The 25,147-nt window shown below is 46.8% G+C and carries 21 protein-coding genes and 1 pseudogene; 19 read left to right on the top strand and 3 right to left on the bottom strand.

Features of this window, described 5'->3' with window-relative positions:
• Nucleotides 1–12 precede the first annotated feature (12 nt).
• Together R7Z50_RS09510 and R7Z50_RS09505 are read right to left on the bottom strand one after the other, a co-directional pair.
• Nucleotides 13–1,182 carry an isovaleryl-CoA dehydrogenase gene (locus tag R7Z50_RS09510; protein WP_169628816.1) on the bottom strand — a complete coding sequence of 390 codons (1,170 nt, stop codon included), beginning with the start codon at nucleotides 1,180–1,182 and terminating at the stop codon, nucleotides 13–15.
• A 66-nt stretch (nucleotides 1,183–1,248) separates the two neighbouring features.
• On the bottom strand, nucleotides 1,249–1,623 hold the full coding sequence (locus R7Z50_RS09505; protein WP_017821195.1) for a MerR family transcriptional regulator: 375 nt from the start codon (nucleotides 1,621–1,623) through the stop codon (nucleotides 1,249–1,251).
• Between the two features lie 275 nt (nucleotides 1,624–1,898).
• Between R7Z50_RS09505 and R7Z50_RS09500 the strand changes: the two are divergent.
• The 13 genes and pseudogenes from R7Z50_RS09500 (at nucleotide 1,899) to R7Z50_RS09440 (ending at nucleotide 16,747) form a co-directional block, all read left to right on the top strand.
• A pseudogene (locus R7Z50_RS09500) lies at nucleotides 1,899–3,030 on the top strand (thiolase family protein).
• Nucleotides 3,031–3,053: 23 nt separating this feature from the next.
• Nucleotides 3,054–4,547, top strand: a complete 1,494-nt coding sequence (locus R7Z50_RS09495) for a CoA-acylating methylmalonate-semialdehyde dehydrogenase (protein WP_318149067.1) — start codon at nucleotides 3,054–3,056, stop codon at nucleotides 4,545–4,547.
• Nucleotides 4,548–4,566: 19 nt separating this feature from the next.
• Nucleotides 4,567–5,721: an acyl-CoA dehydrogenase family protein gene (locus R7Z50_RS09490; RefSeq protein WP_206952828.1), complete on the top strand. Its 1,155-nt coding sequence runs from the start codon at nucleotides 4,567–4,569 to the stop codon at nucleotides 5,719–5,721.
• A gap of 38 nt (nucleotides 5,722–5,759) precedes the next feature.
• Nucleotides 5,760–6,545 (top strand): enoyl-CoA hydratase, encoded by a 786-nt coding sequence (locus R7Z50_RS09485; protein WP_318149042.1) that lies wholly within the window; start codon nucleotides 5,760–5,762, stop codon nucleotides 6,543–6,545.
• Between the two features lie 8 nt (nucleotides 6,546–6,553).
• Nucleotides 6,554–7,693, top strand: coding sequence for an enoyl-CoA hydratase/isomerase family protein (locus R7Z50_RS09480; protein WP_206969245.1), 1,140 nt, complete (start codon nucleotides 6,554–6,556; stop codon nucleotides 7,691–7,693).
• An 11-nt stretch (nucleotides 7,694–7,704) separates the two neighbouring features.
• A complete protein-coding gene (mmsB, locus tag R7Z50_RS09475) occupies nucleotides 7,705–8,610 on the top strand; it encodes a 3-hydroxyisobutyrate dehydrogenase (RefSeq protein ID WP_005375775.1) in 906 nt (301 codons plus the stop codon).
• A gap of 110 nt (nucleotides 8,611–8,720) precedes the next feature.
• A complete protein-coding gene (locus R7Z50_RS09470) occupies nucleotides 8,721–9,479 on the top strand; it encodes an SDR family oxidoreductase (protein WP_005375778.1) in 759 nt (252 codons plus the stop codon).
• Between the two features lie 798 nt (nucleotides 9,480–10,277).
• Entirely contained in the window at nucleotides 10,278–11,159 is an 882-nt protein-coding gene (gene cyoA / locus R7Z50_RS09465) for a ubiquinol oxidase subunit II (RefSeq protein WP_005388604.1), read from the top strand.
• A 5-nt stretch (nucleotides 11,160–11,164) separates the two neighbouring features.
• Nucleotides 11,165–13,201 carry a cytochrome o ubiquinol oxidase subunit I gene (gene cyoB, locus R7Z50_RS09460; RefSeq protein ID WP_318149041.1) on the top strand — a complete coding sequence of 679 codons (2,037 nt, stop codon included), beginning with the start codon at nucleotides 11,165–11,167 and terminating at the stop codon, nucleotides 13,199–13,201.
• Nucleotides 13,191–13,793 carry a cytochrome o ubiquinol oxidase subunit III gene (gene cyoC, locus R7Z50_RS09455; RefSeq protein ID WP_005375782.1) on the top strand — a complete coding sequence of 201 codons (603 nt, stop codon included), beginning with the start codon at nucleotides 13,191–13,193 and terminating at the stop codon, nucleotides 13,791–13,793. The genes cyoB and cyoC overlap by 11 nt, the downstream gene beginning before the upstream one ends.
• A complete protein-coding gene (cyoD, locus tag R7Z50_RS09450) occupies nucleotides 13,793–14,104 on the top strand; it encodes a cytochrome o ubiquinol oxidase subunit IV (RefSeq protein WP_005375783.1) in 312 nt (103 codons plus the stop codon). Before cyoC ends, cyoD begins: the two co-directional genes overlap by 1 nt.
• Nucleotides 14,065–14,979, top strand: a complete 915-nt coding sequence (gene cyoE, locus R7Z50_RS09445) for a heme o synthase (protein WP_047100930.1) — start codon at nucleotides 14,065–14,067, stop codon at nucleotides 14,977–14,979. The genes cyoD and cyoE overlap by 40 nt, the downstream gene beginning before the upstream one ends.
• Nucleotides 14,980–15,640: 661 nt before the next feature.
• Complete coding sequence (locus R7Z50_RS09440; protein ID WP_053303714.1) at nucleotides 15,641–16,747, top strand: NADH:flavin oxidoreductase; 1,107 nt, start codon at nucleotides 15,641–15,643, stop codon at nucleotides 16,745–16,747.
• Nucleotides 16,748–16,827: 80 nt separating this feature from the next.
• Here the strand turns inward: R7Z50_RS09440 and R7Z50_RS09435 are convergent, their stop codons facing one another.
• Entirely contained in the window at nucleotides 16,828–17,718 is an 891-nt protein-coding gene (locus R7Z50_RS09435) for a LysR family transcriptional regulator (RefSeq protein ID WP_104970091.1), read from the bottom strand.
• 155 nt (nucleotides 17,719–17,873) lie between these two features.
• On the opposite strand from R7Z50_RS09435, the gene R7Z50_RS09430 reads away from it, so the two are divergent.
• From R7Z50_RS09430 to R7Z50_RS09405, 6 genes are all read left to right on the top strand, one after another.
• Nucleotides 17,874–18,272, top strand: coding sequence for a RidA family protein (locus R7Z50_RS09430; protein WP_005375789.1), 399 nt, complete (start codon nucleotides 17,874–17,876; stop codon nucleotides 18,270–18,272).
• Nucleotides 18,273–18,345: 73 nt separating this feature from the next.
• Nucleotides 18,346–19,806 (top strand): aldehyde dehydrogenase family protein, encoded by a 1,461-nt coding sequence (locus tag R7Z50_RS09425; protein ID WP_053349978.1) that lies wholly within the window; start codon nucleotides 18,346–18,348, stop codon nucleotides 19,804–19,806.
• A 69-nt stretch (nucleotides 19,807–19,875) separates the two neighbouring features.
• Nucleotides 19,876–20,865, top strand: coding sequence for a membrane dipeptidase (locus R7Z50_RS09420; protein ID WP_130545570.1), 990 nt, complete (start codon nucleotides 19,876–19,878; stop codon nucleotides 20,863–20,865).
• A gap of 109 nt (nucleotides 20,866–20,974) precedes the next feature.
• On the top strand, nucleotides 20,975–22,576 hold the full coding sequence (locus R7Z50_RS09415; protein WP_206969255.1) for a BCCT family transporter: 1,602 nt from the start codon (nucleotides 20,975–20,977) through the stop codon (nucleotides 22,574–22,576).
• 101 nt (nucleotides 22,577–22,677) lie between these two features.
• The gene (locus R7Z50_RS09410; RefSeq protein ID WP_054574347.1) at nucleotides 22,678–24,414 is read left to right on the top strand and encodes a hypothetical protein; all 1,737 of its coding nucleotides are present in this window, start codon (nucleotides 22,678–22,680) and stop codon (nucleotides 24,412–24,414) included.
• Nucleotides 24,411–25,142: a DUF3726 domain-containing protein gene (locus R7Z50_RS09405; RefSeq protein ID WP_053307776.1), complete on the top strand. Its 732-nt coding sequence runs from the start codon at nucleotides 24,411–24,413 to the stop codon at nucleotides 25,140–25,142. The genes R7Z50_RS09410 and R7Z50_RS09405 overlap by 4 nt, the downstream gene beginning before the upstream one ends.
• The last annotated feature ends 5 nt before the right edge of the window (nucleotides 25,143–25,147 follow it).

Here is a 25,147-nt window from a genome sequence, read left to right as displayed (position 1 = left end):
TCGTATGTTCCGTTAGCGAGATTCTTCGAACAGTTCTCGGCCTATTAACATGCGGCGAATCTCTGAGGTACCCGCGCCGATTTCATAAAGCTTTGCATCACGTAGCAAACGACCAGCAGGGTATTCATTGATGTAGCCATTCCCACCGAGCAGTTGTATTGCATCGAGTGCCATTTGTGTGGCGAGTTCTGCACTGTACAAAATCGCGCCAGCGGCGTCTTTGCGTGTTGCGTTACCTCGATCACAAGACGCTGCGACGGTATATACATACGCTTTTGCTGCACTCATTCGAGAGTACATATCGGCGATCTTGCCCTGAACTAACTGAAACTCGCCAATGGATTTTCCAAACTGCTCTCGTTCATGTACGTACGGGACCACAATGTCCATGCAAGCTTGCATTATCCCGAGTGGTCCGGCAGCGAGGACGACGCGCTCGTAATCCAGCCCACTCATTAACACCTCGACGCCTTGATTCAACTCGCCAAGAATATTCTCTTTTGGCACTACGCAATGGTTAAATACAAGTTCGCAAGTATTCGAGCCTCTCATGCCTAGTTTGTCCAGCTTTTGAGCATGAGTGAAACCTGCGAAGTTACGTTCAATAATGAATGCGGTAATGCCACGTGAACCTGCGCTGACATCCGTTTTAGCGTAAAGCACCACTACGTCAGCATCGGGCCCGTTTGTTATCCACATTTTGTTGCCATTCAGTACAAAATGGTCGCCCTTGTTCTCCGCTTTCAGTTGCATGCTTATCACGTCTGAACCGGCATTGGGCTCACTCATCGCTAGGGCGCCAACGTGCGTACCATCAATGAGTTTTGGAAGGTATTTTTCGCGTTGAGAAGGCGTGCCGTTACGAAAGATTTGGTTGACGCACAGGTTAGAATGAGCGCCGTAGCTTAAAGCGACAGACGCAGAGGCACGGCTGATTTCTTCCATGGCAACAACATGAGCGAGGTATCCCATGCCTGCACCACCAAGCTCTTCATCGACGGTCACACCAAGCAACCCCATTTCTCCCAACAAAGGCCATAAATGATTCGGGAACTGGTTATCGCGGTCTATCTCAGCGGCGATGGGCGCAATATGTTCCGTAGCAAAGGCATTAACGTGTTCTCGGAGCATATCGATGGTATCACCAAGTCCGAAATTGAGTGGGGTATAGGTGCTTTTCATAACGTCTCCCGGTATCAGAGGTAAGGTGGAAAAGCCTGTAGCGGTGTTGCTAATTGAGTATAGCGTTTATGTCTGCTTGCTTTTGAGTGTTTGAATACAACGCTCCTTAGCGGCATTCAACTCTGCCATAACGACGCTGATGTCGTTGAGTTGTTGCTGTAGGACGGCTTGTTTCTCTTCAATGATATTGAGCATTTTCAATAACTGTCCTTCGGTTTGTTGCATGTCGTAGAGCTCGAAAAGTTCACGAATTTCTGCCAACGAAAAACCGAGTCGTTTCCCTCTTAAAATCAGTTTGAGGCGAATTCTATCCCTGCGTTGATAAACGCGCATATTGCCCTTTCGCTCTGGTTCAATCAGACCCACGTCTTCATAAAACCGGATACTGCGAGTAGTAATATCAAACTCCTTGGCGAGGTCACTGATCTTGTATTTTTCCATAACATACTTACCTCGAATAAAAATCCAGTTTCTGGAAATCGAACCTTAAATGGGAAGGCCGAACATCAACTTTGAAATATAAACGTCTGCTTGGTGTGTTTTTTCATCTCATTGTAAAGGCTAGTGCTATGCTTACGTAAACGTCAAGAAATCGCGGAATGAAAGTTTGTTAGTGAAAAAGGCGATAAAGGCTGGTGTGGCGCTTGGTGAGTAATTCTATGTAGGGTGTCATCAGTCTGCCAAGTGTTCACATATACCTTAAGGGAATGCGAATCATGGGAAAAGACATCTGGATTGTCAGCGCGAAAAGAACGCCAATTGGGCGCTTTCAAGGTAAGTTGCAAACTTACTCTGCTCCTCAATTAGGCGCACTGGCGATCAAGGCGGCAATGCACGAAGTGAATGTGACTTCGGTGGATGAAGTGTTCATGGGATGTGTGCTTCCAGCAGGGTGTGGACAAGCTCCTGCTAGGCAAGCATCTATGGGGGCAGATCTTCCTTTGGGCGTAGGGTGCACCACCATTAACAAAGTGTGTGGCTCTGGCATGAAGAGCGTCATGTTAGCGTACGATCTCATTAAAGCTGGAACGATTCGCTCTGCCATTGCTGGTGGTATGGAAAGTATGACCAATGCGCCGTATTTGCTGAGGGAGGCGAGAAAGGGAATGCGCATGGGGCACCAGTCTACGTATGACCACATGTTTCTCGATGGGCTACAAGATGCTTACGAAGGGCACTTAATGGGTGTTTATGCTCAGCAAGTCGCTGACAGGCTTAAGTTCACCAGAGAGCAAATGGATGAATGGGCCGTGATGTCGGCAAAACGTGCGTTGGAAGCTCAAGAGCGAGGCTTGTTTGCCGATGAACTTTCGCCGGTTTCACTCAATACCAAGTCAGAACAAGCGGTGCTGGACTACGATGAGCACCCTCGCTCGATTGACCTTGGTAAAATTCCTCAACTCAAACCTGCATTCGATGAAAAAGGTACGGTGACCGCTGCTAATTCGAGTGCCATTTCAGATGGCGCGGCGGCTCTGGTGCTTATGGATGAAGACACTGCGCGTCATCAGGGGCTTAAACCACTTGCGATCATCAAGGCGCACTCTACACATGCCAGAAAACCTGCAGGAAATCAATGAAGCCTTTGCCGTCGTGACACAAATAGCGGTGGCGGAACTTGGGCTTGATACGAGCAAAGTAAATATTAAAGGTGGAGCCTGTGCGCTTGGGCATCCAATAGGGGCTAGTGGCGCACGAATTCTGGTGACATTGATTCACAGTTTGCGTCAGCTACAAGCGTTAGGCACCAATGGTGATCTCGAAGCCAAAAAAGTGATGCGGGGTGTTGCGTCACTTTGTATCGGTGGTGGAGAAGCCACGGCGATAGGCATTGAAATACCGCTTTAATTGAAATTAGAAAGGAGTAAATGATGACTCGTTTGGTTCCCTTGTTTATTGGTGGCGAGTTTCGTGAATCTCAAACATCGTATTGGGTTGAGGTAACCAATCCCGCCACTAATGATGTCATTGCGTACGTTCCATGTTCCACAGAGCACGAGATGGAAGCCGCCATTGATAATGCGAAAGAGACATTCCAATCTTGGAAAAAAGTGGCGATACCCGAGCGTGCCCGAGTTATGCTGCGTTATCAGCACTTGCTCAAAGAGCATCATGATGAGCTTGCCACACTGCTTTCTCATGAAACGGGTAAGATTTTAGCGGATGCTAAAGGCGATGTGTGGCGAGGCATAGAGGTTGTTGAGCAGGCGGCAAACATTGCCAGCAACATGATGGGCGAAACCGTCGAAAACGTTGCCACGGATATTGATAGTTACTCAATGATTCAGCCCCTAGGTGTGTGTTGCGGCATTACGCCATTTAACTTTCCTGCCATGATTCCGTTGTGGATGTTCCCAATCGCTATCGCTGCGGGCAATACATTTGTGCTTAAACCCTCCGAACAAGTGCCGTTGACCTCTATTCGTTTAGCTGAACTATTTGAGCAAGCTGGCGCGCCGAAAGGAGTGTTGCAGATCGTTCATGGCCGCAAAGAGCAAGTCGACTTTCTTCTGGCTCATCCTGATATTCGAGCGGTGTCATTTGTTGGCTCGGTTCCCGTTGCCCGTTATATCTACACCACAGGGACTAAACATTTTAAACGGGTTCAAGCTTTTGCTGGTGCAAAGAATCACATGGTGATCATGCCTGATGCAAACAAAGATCAAGTGGTGAATAACCTAATCGGAGCCTCCGTTGGGGCTGCGGGGCAACGCTGTATGGCGATTTCTGTTGCGGTGTTTGTCGGCGATTCAAAACAATGGATTACAGACCTCAAACAGGCAATGGCGAAAGTACACCCAGGGCCTTGGGACGATGAGCAAGCTGCTTATGGCCCACTGATCAGTGAGCAAGCTAAACAACGCGTATTGGACCTAATTGAAGATGGCAAACAACAAGGCGCAGTGTGTGAACTCGATGGCAGTCAGTGTGAAGTGGAAGGCTTTCCCGATGGAAACTGGATTGGCCCAACCTTGTTTAGCGGTGTAACAGCGAACATGTCGATTTACACGCAAGAGATATTTGGCCCTGTTTTAGTTTGTATGGAAGTCGAAACGTTGCAAGAGGCCATTGAGTTGGTGAATCGCAACCCATACGGGAACGGCACTTCCATTTTTACGGCTAATGGCGCTGCTGCGAGAAAATATCAGCATGACATTCAAGTCGGTCAGGTTGGGATCAATGTGCCTATTCCAGTCCCTTTACCATTTTTCTCCTTTACTGGTTGGAGAGGCAGTTTCTATGGTGATTTACATGCGTATGGTAAACAAGCGGTACGTTTTTATACCGAGACTAAAACGGTGACGGCACGTTGGTTTGATGACGATATTCCAACGGGGCCCAATCTGACCATCCAACTGCGCTGAGTGAATAAAAGGAGCTTTTATGGACTTTGAACTTAATGAAGATCAACGTGCATTTGCCGATACCGCTCAACAATTTGCCGATGAGCGTTTAGCACCGATGGCGGCGGAGTGGGATGAAAAGCAGATTTTCCCCAAAGACGTATTGAGAGAGGCGGGGGAACTGGGGTTTCTCAGTCTCTACACACCAGAAGAACATGACGGCTTAGGGTTAAGCCGTTTGGATGCGTCAATTATCTTTGAACAACTCTCAATGGGCTGTACGTCGACGACCGCTTTCATGACTATCCACAATATGGTGAGTTGGATGATAGCCAGTTTTGCTACCGATGAAGCCAAAACGCAGTTCTGTCCGAAATTAGTTACGGGGGAGTGGTTAGGCTCCTATTGCTTAACCGAGCCTAATGCGGGATCGGATGCCGCTTCGTTGACCACAACCGCGAGCAAAAAAGGTGATACTTACGTGTTGAATGGTGGCAAAACCTTTATCTCTGGCGCAGGAGAGACAGATGTTTTGGTCGTGATGGCGCGAACCGGAGAAGCGGGTGCCAAAGGCGTGTCTGCATTTGTTGTTCCTGCTCAAACAGGTGGTATCAGCTATGGGCGCAAAGAACCCAAAATGGGTTGGAACAGCCAACCAACACGAGCGGTTACTTTTGAAAATGTCGTTATTCCAGCTAGCCATTTACTGGGCGAAGAAGGGCAAGGTTTTGTCTTTGCGATGAAAGGGCTTGATGGAGGGCGTATAAATATTGCGACCTGCTCCGTCGGTACGGCTCAACAGGCCCTTAATCAGGCGGCACGGTACATTCAAGAACGTAAGCAGTTCGGCAAGCCGCTTGCGCAGTTTCAAGCCTTACAATTCAAATTGGCAGACATGGCGACAGAGCTAGTGGCTGCGCGGCAGTTGGTGCGCTATGCCGCCAGTAAACTCGACCGAAATGACCCGGATGCCACGGCTTATTGCGCGATGGCAAAACGGTTCGCAACCGATGTGGGCTTTCAGGTTTGCGACCAAGCGCTGCAGCTTTATGGCGGCTATGGTTACATCAAAGAGTATCCAATGGAGCGTCATTTCAGAGATGTGCGTGTGCATCAAATTCTGGAGGGAACGAACGAAATCATGCGCTTGATCATCGCGCGCCGTTTGCTCTCTGAGGAATCGGCCTTGCTGTAGCGAAGTATTGGATTTGCTCATTGAGAAAGGATTCAGATATGCCATTAACCCAAGCAGCCATTCAACATACGATCACTAATCACGTTGCGGTGGTGACAATGAACAACCCGCCAGCCAATACGTGGACAGCAGAGAGCCTCAAGGCACTGAAGTCGCTGATACTCACACTTAACGATGATAAGCAGGTCTATTCATTGGTTTTAACTGGCAGTGGAGACAAGTTTTTCTCTGCTGGTGCTGATCTCAAGCTATTTTCTGATGGTGACAAAGCGGTTGCGTTAGACATGGCGCGATGCTTTGGTGAAGCGTTTGAAACATTCTCGGAATTCCGTGGTGTTTCCATTGCCGCCATTAATGGTTACGCCATGGGCGGAGGGTTAGAAGTGGCATTAGCTTGTGATATTCGAGTAGTTGAAGAGCAAGCGGTACTTGCTTTACCTGAAGCCAAAGTCGGACTTTTGCCCTGCGCTGGCGGTACCCAAAACCTCACAGCGTTAGTAGGAGAAGGCTGGGCAAAGCGCATCATTTTATGTGGAGAACAAGTCAGCGCTGACAAAGCAAAAGAACTAGGCTTGGCTGAGGAGTTGGTTCCCAAAGGTGAAGCTTTAAGTAAAGCGCTGGAGCTTGCTGAATCTGTTTCGAACCAGTCGCCATCTTCTGTCGCCGCATGTAAGGCGCTCATTCAAAATATGCGCTCTGCGCCACTTCAACACGGCTTAATGAAAGAGCGAGAGTTGTTTCTGAATCTTTTTGATACGGAAGATCAAGTTGAGGGTGTTCGCGCCTTTTTAGAAAAACGCCCACCGCAATGGAAAAACCGATAGGAGGCCACATGGCAGGGATGGTAACCATCAGTGAAATAGAGTGCTTAGATGGCGTGCACCGCATTGGTATCGCAACGTTAGACAACACCGCTTCATTGAATGCATTGACGTATAACATGTTAGTCCAACTTAACGATCAGCTTGTCAAGTGGCAAGACGATCCGCATGTGACTTGTGTGGTACTCACTGGCGCTGGAGAAAAAGCATTCTGTGCTGGTGGTGATGTTCGAGCTATGTATCATGTCATGCATAACGAGAGCAAAGAAAAAATCGTAGAGTTCTGTACGGACTATTTCTCGTTGGAGTATGAGTGTGACTATCTCATTCACACTTACAACAAGCCTATTATCGGTTGGGGAGAAGGTATTGTAATGGGCGGTGGGATGGGGCTTTTTATGGGAACCAGCCATAAAGTTGTGACAACAACATCACGCCTTGCTATGCCAGAAATCAATATCGGACTGTATCCTGATGTGGGAGGTACGTGGTTTTTAAGCCAGATAGATCCGCAAGTGGGCTTATTCCTCGGATTGACAGGTTCAATGGTAAATTCAAGTGACGCTGTCACTATTGGTTTGGCCGATTGGTTACTGTTGGAAGAGCAGTATCCCACCTTACTGGATGAGCTAAAGCGGCTCCAGTGGGGCAAAGAAGATGCGAAAGAGTTGGTAACTGCGCTACTAAAATTAATGGAAGAACAGGTTATTGATAGCAAACCAACCACGCAAATTTGTCCATACTTAGATCAGATAGAGGAAGCGTGCAAAGGCTTTGATCTTAATGCGATAGCACAGCGAATCATGACTATCGAAGGGAATAGCCAGTGGATAGAAAACGCGAAACAAACGTTCGCATCGGGCAGTCCGATCACCGCGCATATTTGCTTTAGACAAGTGAAAGAGTACCACAGCTTACCGCTTGCAGATTGCTTCCGTTTAGAGTTGAGTTTGTCGGTTCGCAGTGCCTTATTAGGTGAGTTTAAAGAGGGCGTCCGTTCTCGGCTTATTGACCGGGATGGCGAACCTAACTGGATGTTTAACAATGTCAGTGAAGTCGATGAAGATATCATCGATACCTTGTTTACCTCACTTTGGCCGGATGACGAACATCCGCTTGCTGATTTGGGTGAACAAACACTAGGTCAATAAGGAGAATGATCATGAGTACCATCGCATTTATCGGTTTAGGAAGAATGGGGCATCCTATGGCGCAAAACTTACTCGCGTCTGGATTTAACGTGCAAGTATTCGATGTCGATAGCGAAGCCGCAAAGCAACTAGTACCTTTTGGTGCCGTGGTGGCGAGCTCTATCGAAGAGGTAGTAGATGGTGCTAGCACAGTCATCACGATGCTACCAGCAGGGTCTCACGTTCGTTCCGTGTATCTTGGTGACTTACATGGTGGCGTAGGTGTCCTCAATCTTGTCTCGCCAAGTACCTTGATGATTGATTGTTCAACCATTGATCCGGACTCTGCGCGATTAGTCGCCAATGAAGCGGCAAATAAACGTGTGTTGTTTGTCGACGCGCCCGTTTCGGGAGGCGTTGCTGGCGCGAAAGCGGCGACATTAACCTTTATTGTTGGTGGTTCGGATCAAGCGTTTTCTAAAGCCAATGCGATTTTGCAGTATATGGGAAAAAATGTTTTCCATGCTGGCAAAGCAGGCGATGGTCAAATGGCGAAAATCTGTAACAACCTTATGCTCGGCATTTTAATGTCTGGTACGTGCGAGGCATTAAACCTAGGTATCGATCATGGACTCGATCCAAAAGTGCTATCAAACATCATGCTGCAAAGCTCTGGCCGAAATTGGGCATTGGAGCTTTACAATCCTTGCCCAGGCGTGATGGACAGTGCGCCAGCTAGTCACGATTACCAACCGGGCTTTATGAGCAAACTCATGCTAAAAGATCTCGGCTTGGGGTTAGATGCGGCGTTACAAACACATTCTTCGGTTCCGATGGGGTCGTTAGCGCGCAACTTATATTCTTTCCACAACGCGAGCGGCCACGGCGAGCTCGATTTCTCAAGCTTATTTGAGTTATACAAGAGTAAGAAAGGCTAGACCGAGTTTTGTGACAAACCAGCCTGAGATGGTGACCTAAAACGCGCATCATTTCGGCCAACTTAGACTGGTTGAGATAGAGAACATTACGAGTTATGGAGTGCACCAATATGGACATAAAAAGTAGTGTTATTGCCATTACAGGAGCAGGGCAGGGGCTTGGGCAAATGATGGCCATTACCCTTGCTCAAGCTGGCGCTGATTTAGCGTTGTTGGATGTAAACGCCAGTGGCTTAATGGAAACACAAGAGCAGTGTCGAATGCTGAGTGCGAAAGCGTTGACATATCAAGTGGATGTCACCAACGAAATCGACGTTGAAACCACGTTTGAAGCGATTATCCAAGATTTTGGTCAACTCAATGGGTTAGTCAATAACGCTGGCGTGTTAAGAGATGGGTTACTTGTAAAAGCAAAAGATGGCGTGATCAGTAAGATGTCTTTGGATCAATTCAATTTGGTCATGAACGTTAACGTGACAGGAACATTTTTGTGTGGGCGTGAAGCGGCCGTCAAGATGATTGAGAGTGGCTCCCAAGGCGTTATCATCAATATTTCTAGTGTTGCGAGAGCAGGGAATATCGGACAAACCAATTATTCTGCATCTAAAGCGGCGGTCGCGACCATGGCGACAACATGGGCCCGTGAGCTCGCAAGATACGGTATTCGTGCGGCGGCGGTTGCACCAGGTGTAGTACACACCGCGATGGCAGAGCAAATGAAACCCGAAGCCATAGAGCGATTAGAAAAGATGATCCCAGTTGGCAGGATGGGCGAAACAAGCGAAATCGCGCATGCAGTAAAATACATTATTGAGAGTGATTACTTTACTGGCAGGGTTTTAGAAGTGGATGGCGGTATTCGTATGTAAGTGACCACTGAAATAAGGCTCTGATAGACCTGAATAATAAGTTTCTTTCCATTTCAACATTTTCTATGTTGTGGAGTGCTCATTCTGCGCAGCCCAAATGTATTTACAACTTATGTTTGGATTTACCTTGAGAATGATTTCTCACAATCCAATAAAGAGATGTAAATACCACTCAAATATTAAGTGAAATCATTAATTTGATGTTGATCACACTTTTGGTTTTTTAGTTTCCGCTTCTCATTAAGGCTATCTGCGTAAATGAAGTTGATAGTCAGTCTCATCAATTTTAAGTTTCAACTGTTTGTTTTTAAATAATTAATTGTTGAAGCACGAGAAATTCGTGTTGAGGTTACTATTCGATTTAAAGTGTGTAACTTCCATTAATGGAAGGTTAGTTTCCAGTTGTGGCTAATGAGCTTTAACTTTTTACTCCTCATAATGCGCCAAATGTAACATAGTGTTTCAAAGTGTAACAATAAACTCACACTAAGAGTGTGGTTTTGATCTCCACTCAATTCCGTTTTGTTTCGCTCTGAGCCCGACGTTACTCATGCTCAACACATAAACATTCTAATGACTATAACAACTGGTTCTTGGCTTGGTACCAATCGTATCGTAGTAAATAACGGTTCATTCTAGCTGGTTAAATGCTTGATGACGAAGTTGAAAAATTGTAAGTAGAATAACTACTTATCGAAGTTTCTTCTTGTTCTCATACATTACCTCTGCGCAATTTGTGAGCTCTTATTTACTTTGATTGGCATCTGCTTTGAAACCAGACAACCATCGAGAAAGTTAATGGAAGCCTCAAGATATAAACGCATCTTGTCGAGGGGAAGTTTGGCGTCCGTCATACTTATGCTCTCAGGATGTAATTCAGCTTTACTTGACCCCAAAGGTGCCATTGGTGTGCAAGAAAAAGAGTTAATTATTACTGCTCTTTTGCTGATGTTGATCGTTGTAATCCCTGTGATTTTAATGACGATTTACTTCGCTTACCGATACCGCGCCTCTAACACTGAAGAAGAGTACGCACCCGAGTGGTCACACTCGACCAAAATCGAAGTGGTGGTATGGACAATTCCAATCATCATCATTGCGATTCTTGCGACGATCACATGGCGTTCGACTCATGAACTAGAGCCCTCCAAACCATTGGAAAGTGATGTTAAACCAATGACCATCGAAGTGGTGTCACTCGATTGGAAATGGTTGTTCATCTATCCAGAAGAAAACATTGCGACGGTAAACTATGTGGCGTTCCCGAAAGACGTGCCAGTGCAGTTCAAACTGACTTCGGACAACATCATGAACGCGTTTTTCATCCCTCGCTTAGGTACACAGATCTACGCGATGCCAGGAATGGTAACCAAGCTCAACCTGATAGCGAACCACGAAGGTGACTACAAGGGTTTTGCATCGAACTACAGCGGCGAAGGCTTTTCGCAAATGAAGTTCACAGCTTCAGCAATGTCTGATCGTGCTGCGTTCCTAAATTGGGTGCAGAAAGTGAAGGCGAGCCCTGATCGTATTGAAGATTGGGAGCAATACAGCTCACTGGCAGCGCCAAGTATCGCAGAGCCAGTCACTTTGTTCTCTAGCGTTCCTCCGTTCTTGTTCACCGACGTTGTGACTCAGCATCCTGGTTCAATGAACTGTTTGCCTGAAAACCAAGGATAATCGTAATGTTTGGAAGATTAACTCTTGATTCAGTTCCATTCCACGAACCTATTATCGTCATCACCCTAGCGGTTGTGGCGCTGGTTGGTTTAGCCGTAGTTTACGCGGTGACCAAAGCCGGAAAGTGGCAATATTTTTGGAATGAATGGTTTACTTCAGTAGACCATAAAAAACTTGGCTTCATGTACATCGCAGTAGCGATGGTGATGCTTGTTCGTGGTTTTGCTGACGCAGTCATGATGCGTAGTCAGCAACTCCTTTCTTCTGCGGGTGAAGCAGGTTACTTACCACCGCATCACTACGATCAAATTTTTACTGCCCATGGCGTGATCATGATCTTCTTCGTAGCGATGCCATTGGTCATTGGTCTGATGAACATCATCGTGCCATTGCAGATTGGTGCGCGTGACGTAGCTTTCCCGTATCTGAATAACTTGAGCTTCTGGCTGTTTGTTGTAGGTGTCATCCTAACAAACATGTCTCTCGGCTTAGGTGAATTTGGTCGTACCGGCTGGTTGGCGTATCCGCCGCTTTCAGGTATTGAGGCTAGCCCAGGAGTCGGGGTCGACTATTGGATTTGGGCGCTGCAGATATCAGGTGTTGGTACGACGTTAACAGGCGTGAACTTCTTCGCGACCATTTTGCGTATGCGTACACCGTCTATGCCAATGATGAAGATGCCAGTTTTCACTTGGGCGTCTCTGTGTGCAAACATTTTGATCATCATTTCATTCCCAATCCTAACGGTGACTATCGCTCTGCTTACGCTGGATAGATACCTAGGCATGCACTTCTTTACCAATGATCTTGGCGGCAACGTAATGATGTACGTCAACCTGATTTGGGCTTGGGGTCACCCAGAAGTGTACATCTTGATCTTGCCAATTTTTGGTGTGTTCTCAGAAGTCACCGCAACCTTCTCACGTAAAAAGTTGTTCGGTTACACATCGCTAGTTTGGGCTACCGTAGTTATCACGATTCTTGCCTTTGTCGTTTGGCTACACCACTTCTTTACGATGGGGTCTGGCGCGAACGTAAATGCCTTCTTCGGTATTGCCACGATGATCATTTCTATCCCAACAGGGGTGAAGATCTTCAACTGGCTATTCACGATGTACAAAGGCCGCATCCGCTTTACGACGCCAATGATGTGGACGGTGGGTTTCCTGATCACCTTTACTGTTGGTGGTATGACGGGCGTACTAATGGCTGTTCCGGGCGCAGATTTCGTTCTGCATAACTCAGTATTCCTTATCGCTCACTTCCACAACGTTATCATCGGTGGTGTGGTGTTTGGATGTTTCGCTGCGATCACTTACTGGTTCCCGAAAGCGACCGGTTTCACCATGAATGAAACTTGGGGCAAACGCGCGTTCTATCTTTGGATTATTGGTTTCTTAATGGCGTTCTTACCGCTTTACGCGCTGGGCTTCATGGGGATGACTCGTCGTTTAAGCCAAGACATCAACCCAGAATACTTCCCACTGTTGTCGATTGCCGCATCAGGTACGGTTGTGATTGCGCTGGGCGTATTATCTCAGTTCATCCAAATTTACGTGAGTATCCGTGACCGCGAGCAAAACCGTGATCTAACTGGTGACCCGTGGGGTGGTCGTACTCTTGAGTGGGCAACATCGTCTCCACCGCCGTTCTACAACTTTGCGCACCTACCAAAAGGTGATGTGCTGGATGCCTTCTGGTACCAGAAACAAAGTGGCGAGTTCGATCCAACTAAAGAAGTGGAATACGAACGTATTCATATGCCAAAAAACACGGCAACAGGCATCTACGTGTCGGCTTGGTCGCTCCTATTTGGCTTCGGCATGATTTGGTACATCTGGTGGCTAGCGGCGGCAAGTTTGGTCGGTATTATCGTGACGTGTATTCAGCATAGCTATAACGATGATGTGGATTACTACGTGGAAGTTGAAGAGATCAAAGCAATTGAGGCTGAACGTCGAGCTCAGCTTGAAGAAGCGAAGAAAAACTCAGTGAAAGACAGCGAAAGTAAAGATGATCTGGAGGTGACGTATGCAAACTAATATCGCAGCACATCACGACCATGATCACCACCATGACACGAATGGCAACAAGCTATTTGGCTTCTGGGTTTACCTGATGAGTGACTGTGTACTGTTTGCGACCTTGTTCGCGACTTACGCTGTGCTGTCGAGCAATTCAATTGCGGGCCCAACAGGTAAAGACATTTTCGAACTCCCATTCGTTTTTGTCGAAACCATGCTGCTGCTGTTTAGCAGTATCACATTTGGTTTTGGCATTATCGCGATGAAGCGCAACAACGTTGCTGGTCTCAAACGTTGGATGTTAGTCACGTTCGCGCTTGGTCTTGGCTTTATCTGTATGGAGGTCTATGAATTCCATCACCTGATTGAAGAAGGCTATGGCCCACAAACCAGTGCATTCCTGTCGGCATTCTTTACGTTGGTTGGTACGCACGGCCTGCACGTAACCTTTGGTCTGATTTGGTTAGCGGTAGCATACCATCAACTGTCGACGAAAGGTCTGAACGACAATATGGCAATGCGCTTTAACTGCTTAAGCCTATTCTGGCACTTTCTAGATATCGTTTGGATTTGTGTCTTTACCATCGTTTACTTACTGGGGGTAATGTAATGGATCAACATGTAGAAACCAGTTCGTCAGATTACGTGAAAGGTTTTATTGCCTCACTGATTCTGACGGTAATTCCGTTCTACTTTGTTTGGACGAAATCATTACCAGATACAACGACCTATGCGATTCTATTTGGATGTGCATTAGTGCAGATATTTGTTCACTTTAAATACTTCTTGCACATGGAAACAAAAACATCCGACGGACGTTGGAACCTTGTATCACTGATGTTTACCGCCATTGTTGTACTTATCCTTATCGCTGGCTCGGTATGGATCATCTACAACATGAACGTCAACATGAAGTTGTAGGCCAAGGTATGCTGAAAAGTTATTTGTCTATCACTAAACCGGGCATTATTTTCGGCAACCTGATTTCTGTTGCGGCGGGGTTCTTCCTCGCCGCAAAAACAGAACCAGCCAGTCTAATGTTGTTCGTTACGACGTTAGTTGGTGTTGGGTTAGTCATCGCTTCAGGTTGTGTGGTGAATAATATTTTCGATCGTGATATCGACCAAAAGATGGCACGTACACGAAATCGTGAAACAGTGAAAGGCAACATCAATATCGATATTGCGTTTGTTTATGCACTTGCTTTATTGCTGGTAGGAACCGCACTCTTATTTATCCGAGTGAATCCACTATCCGCTGTCGTCGTGTTGCTTGGCTACGTGTATTACGTGTTCTTTTACACGATGTGGTACAAACGTAACTCGGTGTATGGAACCTTAGTGGGAAGTATCTCAGGCGCAGTTCCGCCATTGGTGGGTTACTTAGCGGTAACAAACTTCATTAGCTTGGAAGCGATTTTACTCTTTACCATGTTCTGTCTCTGGCAAATGCCGCACTCTTATGCCATTGCCATGTTCCGCATGCAAGACTACCGAGAAGCCGGGATTCCCGTATTGCCAGTTAAAGAAGGTATTCATAAAGCGCATCGACACATGAAAGCGTATGTCGTGGCTTTTGGGGCAGCATCATTGGGGTTATTTTTACTAGGTGAAGCCGGGTATGAATACTTAGCGGTTGCAGCGGTTGTTTGCTTTATGTGGACGAAAGTGACCTTTCGCAGCATTGATGAGAACAACTACATCGCTTGGTCAAAGTCGGTGTTTAAAGTCTCACTGCTAGTGGTGATGGGGATCAGTGGTGTGCTTGGTGTCGAGTTGATTCCTCTAGCTCTGTAACAACCAGACCTAAGCGTTTGCTACGCGCCAATATCTTTTGCTGCTGAATGCATGAATGACCTTACCTAGAAGTAAGGTCATTTAACTTTCTATTGTCCTTTATTTTCCCTGTTCCTCCTCTAGCTTCACTATCACGTATTCATATCTAAAAGCAAAAACAACCAGTGTGTAAAACATAGTAGATCGCGCGTTTCCGCTGACGCGTAATAATGCCAAGAGATAGCGACGATTAAGCTAAAAGTATAAACAGCGCAATAACTCTACTTACCATATGAGAATTCAATATCGATAGTTTGTAATGTAAACATTTGGGGTAGTGCTAGTTCCCATAGCAGCATACAAACTAACAATGTGAATGTTTAAGTTGAATCACCAGCTAGCGAAATACAAAAGTTTTACGACTGAAAGTGGGTGAGGAAGCATCTTAACTCCAGTGAAATGAACACGATTAAGAATCATCCTTTTACATAATCTAAAAACTCACTAAACCTTAACCCAGATTAAAGTTTTGTCGTCTCCGAGGCATTAAGGTGCGCCTGTAGTTTGCAGGTCTCAAGGATTCAGAGAAGGAACAGCCATACATCGTGTATCGCTGTTCCTTTTTCGTTCTTGTTTACTTGCGAAAAGATAAAACATAAAGACAACTTTAAGAGGACTGGTTTTGAGCATTTTGTTTTCCGAAGCCCGCATTGGCAACATGACCCTAAAGAACCGTTTTGTGAGAAGCGCAACGTGGGAGAACATGGCGACCGAAGATGGTCACATGACGGCAAAGCTTTACGATATTTACGAAACGCTTGCGAAAGGGGAGGTTGGGCTTATTGTCACGGGTTATGCCAATATCGTTGAAGAAGAGAAACCCAACGCAGGTATGATGGGGATCTACAACGACTCTTTTATTGAAGAATACAAAAAGCTAACAGAGCTAGTACATCAACAAGATTCTAAAATCGTGATGCAAATTGCTTACGGTGGCACCAAAACCACCCATAACGTCGGTGAGCGTGTCATCTTCGCTCCGAGTGACGTGCCTGAGCGTGGTACAAATACGCAAGGCAAAGCGATGACAAAGGACGAAATAGACTACATCGTAAAGGCATTCGCATTGGCGAGTAAACGTGCTCAAGACGCTGGTTTTGACGGCGTAGAGATTCATGCGGCGCACACTTATTTAATTAACCAGTTTTTAAGCCCGTACTATAATCGTCGCGAAGACGAATATGGTGGTGACTTAGAAAATCGCATGCGCTTTCTTTTAGAAATTTATTCTGAAACCAGAAAGCTGGTTGGAAGCGAATTTCCCATCCTCGTTAAACTGACGGCAACAGAGTTCTTTGACGGCGGTTTAACGTTCAATGAAACTCGCGTCGTCTGCAAGAAACTTGAAGAAATAGGCGTTGATGCGATCATCGTATCTGGCAATGTTCACGGCAAAGCAAACGAACTTGTTGGTCAAACGTTCGATGGTTACACACTACAAGAAGAAGGTTACTTTCACGAATATGGTCACGTGATCAGCCAGGACGTTAGCATACCGGTGATTACTGTCGGCGGGCTGAGCGACATTGATGCGATTGAGAAAATTGCAGAAAACACAGATATCCAATTTTTTGCTGTGTCACGCCCTTTATTGGCTGAGCCACAGTTGATCAAACGTTGGAAAGAAGGCAATCGCGCACCAGTAGATTGTGAACGTTGCTCAAAGTGTCGTACCAAGCGTGGTAACTTTTGCGTGGTGTATAAGAACCGAAATCGTCGCAAAAAATAGAACGAAGCGAATACACAAATACAAATTAGCCTCCACTCTGAATATGGAGGCTTTTAATTATCCGCATGTTAATCGAACCATTATTTATCTTCTTTTTGATAGTTTAAATAATGCACACAAAGATCGTGAAATGCTTTAGCTTGAGGCGAGATCGTGCGATCGGTTAACGTAAATATACCAATTTGCCTTTCAAGTGGTGGATCGATAAGCGGAATCCAAACCAAGCGTGTTTCATTGGTTGGGAAAGCAAGCTTAGGTAGGGTCGTGACACCAATCCCAAGTTCTAAGACAGAAAACAGCGAAGTAATATTTTCGACCGAATAGAGCGCTTGCTGACTCAGAGCTCTTGCTGGGGTTGGATCGAGAAGTGTACAAGTGCCGTTACGGATAAAGGGTTGTTCCAACAAAGTTTGCCACTCGATTCCTTCTGGATGACTCGCAATAGGGTTGTCCTTTAAACACACCACGCCTATTGGATCGGCTAACAGCGGCGTAAAGTCAATGCCGCCCTCATCGAGGTGAGAGGGGTTACCGAGCGCTAAGTCGACCTCACCGGAGAGTAGGCGAGCCTCGACGCCAGCGGCATTATCGTCTATCAAGCTTACTTCTACATTTGGATACTGTTCGCAAAAGGCGCCCAACACGCTAGGAATGAGCTTCGCTGCAACAGAAGGAACGCTCGCAATTCGCACTCTCCCTTGCTGTCCGGCAGCGGCTGCTTTGAGATCGTTGTCTAGTGCACTGTAGATATTGAGAAACTGAACCACTTTGGGAAGACAAATTTCACCAAACGGGGTCAATTTGGTTTTGTTTCCGGGTTCAAACAGCGTTTGCCCTAGAATTCTTTCAAGCTCTTTTATCGATGTTGACAGTGCCGCCTGAGAACGATTTGCACGATGTGAAGCGGCTCGAAAGCCTCCTTCCTCGACTACCATCACAAAATGCATTAATTGTTGAAGCTTAATACTCATCCCTAATGCCTCTTAATCCCTTTATTTACGTTATTTTAAATAGAGCGATAAGTTTAACTTATCAAATGTCAAAAATTTACCGTTAGATTTATCGCCTGTCAATGTGCATCATTTAACCATATTGAAACAAAGTTGTTACAAAGGTTGAAAGGCACGTGAATACTCCTACTAAAAAACACCCAGTTAAAACCAGTCTATTTGCTTCTAAAGCGCCGCTTGAATGGGCGATAGTCAACAACGGAACCCTGTATACGGCTCAAATTCCTATTGATGACACAGGCGCGGTTGTGGAAGGCGGTATCGAAGCACAAACACGTCAAACCTTTAACAATCTCATTCACACCCTGGAGTGTGCAGGGGAGTCTTTGGACTCGGTGTTGCAGGTCCTGATTTATGTGACCGACAGAGAATACTTAAAGACCGTTAACCAAGTGTACGCGGAATATTTTGAAGCGCCGTACCCAAATCGCGCCGCCATGGTGGTTGCAGGGTTAGCGCGAGAAGAGATGTTGGTGGAGTTTGTCGTCTACGCGTCGGCAAGCCAACCAGAATAAATCCAATAAGAACAATTAGAGATCAGTGAGTGGGTGGCTTGCCATCACAAATCGGAAGAACAAGGAAAGAACCATGACTTTTATTAACAATGTTCAAGCAGAAAAATCCCTCTATATAGCGGGTGAGTGGCAATCGGGCATGGACACCATCGCCAATATTAACCCTTCTGATATCAGCGAAAACATTGGCGATTTCGCACAAGCGAGTGTGTCGCAAGTAGAGCAAGCGATTCAAGCGGCTAAATCAGCGCAGCCAGAGTGGGAAAAAACACCAATCGAGCGCAAGCAAGCAGTGCTACAAGCGATTGGTGATGAGCTCATTGCACGATGTGACGAATTGGGCACCTTACTTTCGCGTGAAGAAGGTAAGCCATTTGCTGAAGGTCGAGGTGAGATATACCGTGCTGGCCAATTCTTCCAATACTTTGCTGCTGAGGTTCTGCGTCAAATTGGCGATAACGCTGCTTCCGTCCGTCCAGGTGTCTCCGTTGAAGTTACTCGTGAAGCCGTCGGCGTTATCGCCATTATCTCTCCTTGGAACTTTCCAACAGCAACAGCGGCTTGGAAAATCGCGCCAGCACTTGCGTTTGGTAACAGCGTCGTCTGGAAGCCTGCCAACCTAACCCCAGCAAGTGCCGTTGCGCTGACAGAGATTATCCATCGCCAAGGTTTACCTGCCGGCACGTTTAACCTCGTTTTGGGTAGCGGTTCGCAAGTCGGTAATACCCTTATCAATTCGAAGGATGTGAACGGCGTGAGCTTCACTGGTTCTGTGGACACAGGCCGTAAAGTTGCAGCGGCAACGGCACCAAATTTTGTGCGTTGTCAGCTAGAGATGGGTAGCAAAAATGCGCTCGTAGTGGCAGATGATGCAGACATTCAAATTGCCGTTGAAGCGACAATCGCAGGCTCATTCTCGGGTGCAGGTCAAAAGTGCACCGCGTCTTCTCGTCTTGTGGTTATGGACGGAATTCACGACGCGTATGTTGAAGCGCTAATCAAACGCATGAGCGAATTAAAAGTGGGTCACGCACTGGAAGAGGGCGTATTCATGGGTCCTGTTGTTGATGGTAACCAGCTGAATGCGAACTTTGAGTGGATTGAAAATGCACGCCAAGCAGGCGCGGAGCTGGCTTTCGGTGGTGAGCGTCTGAGCCTAGAGCATGACGGTTACTATATGTCACCAACCCTGTTCTTGAACACACAAAACAGCTGGGAAGTGAACCAAGAAGAAGTCTTTGCACCAATGGCAAGCGTGATTCGCGTTTCTGATTTGGATGAGGCGATTGCAGTCGCGAACGATACGCGCTTTGGCCTGACAGGCGGCATTATCACGCAAAGTCTGCGCAATAGCGCGATCTTCAAACAGCAAGTCCAAACGGGCTGCGTCATGGTTAACTTGCCAACTGCGGGTACAGATTATCATGTCCCATTTGGTGGCCGTAAAGAATCTAGCTTTGGCCCTCGTGAGCAAGGGCAGTACGCCAAAGAGTTCTACACCGTGGTGAAAACCGCTTATCAGCGCCCTTACTAAGAACAGCAGGGTAGCTGATGGTGTCAGTTACCCGCACTGAAAGGCTAAGAAATTGTTTAAGGAGTGGTTATGTACCAACAACGGATTGTGATTGACGGATTGCAGTACTGCAATTGGGATCGAGAGTATTTCCAAACGCTTAAGGCGAGTGGCATTACTGCCGTTCATGCCACCATCGTCTACCACGAAACTGCGCGCGAAACCTTAACGCGTTTTGCTGAGTGGAACTTGCGCTTCGAGCAAAATGCGGACCTCATCATGCCTATTTATTCAATGGCAGATGTAGAAAAAGCCAAAGCAGAAGGCAAAGTCGGCATCTTCTTCGGCGCGCAAAATTGCTCACCTATCGATGATGAAATTGGTCTGATTGAAGTGATGCGCCGCCAAGGTCTGCTGATCATGCAACTGACCTACAACAACCAAAGCTTACTGGCGACAGGTTGTTACGAACCAAACGATTCCGGCGTAACTCGCTTTGGTAAGCAAGCGATTGAAGAGATGAACCGAGTCGGGATGATCATTGATATGTCCCACAGCGCGGAGCGTTCGACGTTGGAAGCTATCGAGCTCTCTTCGCGTCCAATTTGTATCAGCCATGCTAACCCGACATTTGCGCATGACGCACTGCGCAACAAGTCTAACACCGTGATCAAAGCACTAACGGAGCGCGGTGGTTTGATTGGATTCAGTTTATATCCGTTCCATTTGCCAAATGGCAGCCAGTGCACGCTGGATGATTTCTGCCAGATGGTTGCGAAAACCGCAGACATGTTTGGCGTTGACCATTTAGGTATCGGTAGCGATTTGTGCCTAAATCAGCCGCAACAAGTGTTGGAGTGGATGCGCAACGGGCGTTGGTCAAAAGCGATGGATTACGGCGAAGGTTCAGCAAGTAACTCGGGATGGCCAGATGCGCTGCCATGGTTCTGCGGCAGCGCAGGGATGGAGAACATCTACAACGGATTAATGGGTCACGGATTCAGTGAATCTGAGGCTGGAAAAATATTGGGTGAAAACTGGTTCAACTTCCTTAAAGAAGGATTAGAGCCTATTTCATAGCATTCCCCAAAGTAGGAACCGCCTGTCCACATAATAACAATACGGCAGGCGTAAAACTCACATTTGTAGCCAGTCTTTGGCTGCTGCAAAGAACCTCTGGAGCCAGAGTATGTCTGATTTAACCAATAGCATGAAAGCTTCCACGATGAGCGTGTCATCGGGCAAGTCAAAAGCAAAACACAACACATCAACAACAGAAAACACGACGGACAAATTAGGACTGAATAACCCGGCCTTTTGGTATAGCGGTGGTTTCATCGCGTTGTTCGTTGCTATTGCACTTTATGACGGCGAGCTGTTATCTACGATCGTTAACGCTGGCTTTGGCTGGGCAGTTCAGGTATTTGGTCCATACTGGCAGTTACTGCTGCTTCTCACTTTTCTTATTGGTCTTGGCTTGGCTGCAGGGCGAACAGGCAAGGTGATGTTGGGCGGGATTGCAAAACCAGAAATGGATTCTTTCCGCTGGATGGCGATTATTTTCTGTACCTTATTGGCTGGTGGTGGTGTTTTCTGGGCCGCGGCTGAGCCTATCGCGCATTATGTTAGCCCACCTCCTTTGTACGGCGCGCAAGATAACCCGCAGCAAGGTGCGGTGAATGCGTTGTCGCAATCCTTTATGCACTGGGGCTTTCTAGCTTGGGCGATTGTAGGTAGCTTAACTTCCATCGTGGTGATGCACCTACATTACGACAAAGGTTTACCGCTAAAACCCCGTATTTTGCTTTACCCAGTCTTGGGCGAACGAGCACTTAAAGGCCAACTCGGTGCATTGATTGACGCGTGCTGCATTATCGCGGTAGCCGCAGGCACCATCGGGCCAATTGGGTTTCTAGGCTTGCAGGTTAGCTACGCGTTAAATGCGTTGTTTGATATCCCTGATGGCTTTACCACTCAGCTTATCATCATCTTGTTTGCGATTGCGCTTTACACCTTGTCAGCACTCAGTGGATTAAGCCGAGGCATGCAACTGCTTAGTCGTTACAACGTGATTCTGGCAATGGCATTGATGGTTTACATCCTGTTTTTTGGTCCGACGAATTTTATCTTTAACGGATACATTCAAGGTGTAGGAAGCATGTTGGATAACTTTATCCCAATGGCGACTTATCGCGGTGACGAAGGTTGGCTAAGTTGGTGGACAGTATTTTTCTGGGGCTGGTTCCTGGGTTATGGTCCGATGATGGCAATCTTTATTGCGCGTATTTCCCGTGGTCGAACTATTCGCCAAGTTATTTCCACCATCAGTATTGTGGCTCCGTTAACCACCTGTTTTTGGTTCACGATTGTAGGCGGCTCTGGCCTAGCGTTTGAAATTACTGAACCGGGTAGCGTGAGTGCGGCGTTTGAGGGCTTTAACTTGCCAGGTGCTTTGCTTGCAGTGACTCAGCAACTACCAATGCCAATGCTGACTTCAATTCTATTTCTGATTTTAACCACGATCTTCATCGTCACGACGGGCGACTCAATGACCTACACAATCAGTGTCGTGATCAGTGGTGAAACGGAGCCGAATGCGATCATCCGTACCTTCTGGGGAGTAATGATGGGTGTGACGGCATTGATCCTAATTTCCCTTGGCTCTGGCGGCATCTCTGCTCTGCAATCTTTCATTGTTATTACCGCGGTTCCGGTTTCGTTGATTCTGTTACCGTCACTTTGGAATGCGCCACAAATTGCAATCAAAATGGCGAAAGAGCAAGGGCTATAACAATTATCCAATTCAAACAACGTGGAGCTTGTGCGGGTGTTTTCCTCCTGCATCCGCACAAACCCTAGTATTCTTACAATAACAAATAGGTGGTGAGCAAAATGGATGCACATCGTTCTACTTATACGGAAGCAACTATGCGCGATGCAGCGATTGTCATGGCAGCCGAAAGGCTTGGCGCAATGCACCAAAACCGAATCAGCTTTGTTCGCAGTCTGATTCGTAATATGGCAAGCCAAAACTGGCAAGTAACCAAGCATGAGTGGCAGCTTTGTCCTCGTGGTTATGGTCATGTGATTTACAAATTGACCACGCCAGAGCACGTTTATCATTTGGTGGTATTCTGTGATGAAATTGCCGACGACGAGCGTAATGATCGCGTAATTGCTGAAAAGTGGGACGTCACATTTGCACTGGTTCAAGGCGATGTTGATGTTACTTTGTTGGAAAGATTGCGAGAAAATGTACCGCTGCAAGAAGCGGGACGTAATCCAAACAACGTACTTGTTCTTGCTCGCGCAAACAAAAGTGTGCGCGTGTTTGAGCACATTGTTAGCGCGCTTTCTCAAGGCGAGCAGCCTGAGCCGAAAGAGTTAGCGGAAGTGGGTTATATCCTGCGTACCACAGCTGTTTATGGTAACGGAAAGTTTGGTATCGCCGATTTCAAACTGTTAGAGAACAACTCAGATTTCAGCCAGTCTTTTAGTGCGCAAATGTGTGCCGTATATATGTTGCGCGAATTCAGCCTAGATTGGGTGCACTATCTGGCACTTCAACAAGGTGGCGACAACGCGGTGGCTTTGCATCGTGGCTTGCAGCGCTACCTTGGTGTCGGCAATGCGACTGGCTTAGGCATGGCTCCATACTTGATTAATCACCCGTGCATCGTTGACCAATGGATGACCTCTCGCGAACGTGCGGTAGCGCGAGTCTTTGCGATGCCATGTGAAGCTTCATTCCATGCTCCTTTGCAAGGATTACTACAAAAAGCACAGCGTCATTTAGAGCAAGTCATCACCATCAATGAACATCAATACAGGCTCAATCATCAAGCGATATCAGACATCAAACAACTGCTATCGGAGCTAACAACGTTAATGGCATTACATCCGAACTGGGCGAGTTTGGTCGAGCATAAGAAAACAATGAGTGTGGAAGCCCAAGAAATCCTCACCTCTTGCTTGATCGAACTCTACCCATCTTTAGTGGATGAATTTGCTAGCCAAATGAATACGGATGAAACGTTATCTATTCCGGGCGGGAAAAAGATCCAAGACTTACTGGAAGTGTTGCAAAACAAATACCGCTGGGCGATTGATGCGGATTACTCACTGGCCGAGAACAATTATTGGTTCTGGTATCGTTCACAAGACAAAGAAGAGCCAAGGCTTGGTGTTCGTGGCGAGGAAGCAGGAGAAGAAAAAGAGCTGCCGCTTGATATCGGCAGACAAGTGAATCGCTTGTACCACGCTTTGCTTGGTTGTGATGAAGAAATGTCCGTAGCAGAGTTTCTGTTGCAAAATCCGACTTATCGTTCGATCACACGTCGCGTATGGACGCTAGGCAACCGTGCGATGGGGGATATTCAAATGAACGTGCTGCGTAAAGATGCGTTACCAATGCACTTACTGCGCTGTAAATTGGCGATCTTTGGTGCGACTAAGTTTGATCCGCGCTCGGATCGTTGGGTTCGAGTAACTTTCTTCCAAGGTGCGCCGTTGTTAGATGAAATTCACGACCCTAAACTGGCAGACACATGGATTTTCCCTAGCATGCCGCCACGTGACGAAATTGCGCAAAGTGATAATCAAAAAATCAGTGGAGGATTTGCATTATGATCGTCTCTCACAACGAATTGGTGGCCGCGGTTAATAAGGCATTTCTTGGCATGCGCCGTCACTGTGGTGAGGCGGATGTCATTGCGAACATGGTGGCGGACTTGCAAATGGTTGGCTTACATGGAGTTCGTCATTTTAATAACGCCAGTCTGTTTCTTGGGTTAGATTCAGACTGCGCCGTATCGGTGACCAACAGTACGCCGTCAAACATAGAGGTAGAACTGCACAACGGGAGTGTAGCGTGTCATTTACCCGCTGTGTTGGATTTCGCACTTGAGAAAATGATTAACCGTAAGTCGATTACTATCACGTTGACGCAGTGCCATAACCGTTGGCTAGGTTTTAGTGAGTTGTTGAAGCTCTCTGCAAAAGGCATCGCGTGTCGCGCACAATGGGTCAATGGCTCTAGTCCCAAGCGAACGCTTTATGTGTTAAACCGCGGACGAATCGCACCAGAAGTCTTTTTCTCGGATCAGTTTGATGGGCATGATACGGATTTGCATAGTATGGTTATCGAGCTCTCCGTGAACGATTTCGATATCGAGAAAAGTGCACAAGGGTATACCACCCACATTGAAGGCGATGAGTTAAGCCGTACGCAACAAGCTTCTTGGCAAAATGGTATCTTTGTCGAAGACCAAGAATGGGAAACACTGAAACAAACCGCAACCGCGTTGCTGGTGGAGAACAGTGAGCGTTCTATGCTCGGTGCTGGTGGTGTGGTTTAAGCTAT

It is taken from the genome of Vibrio sp. 1249-1 (assembly GCF_033340495.1).
The sequence above is the reverse complement of the archived record's forward strand: the minus strand, read 5'-3'. Positions and strand labels throughout refer to the sequence as shown.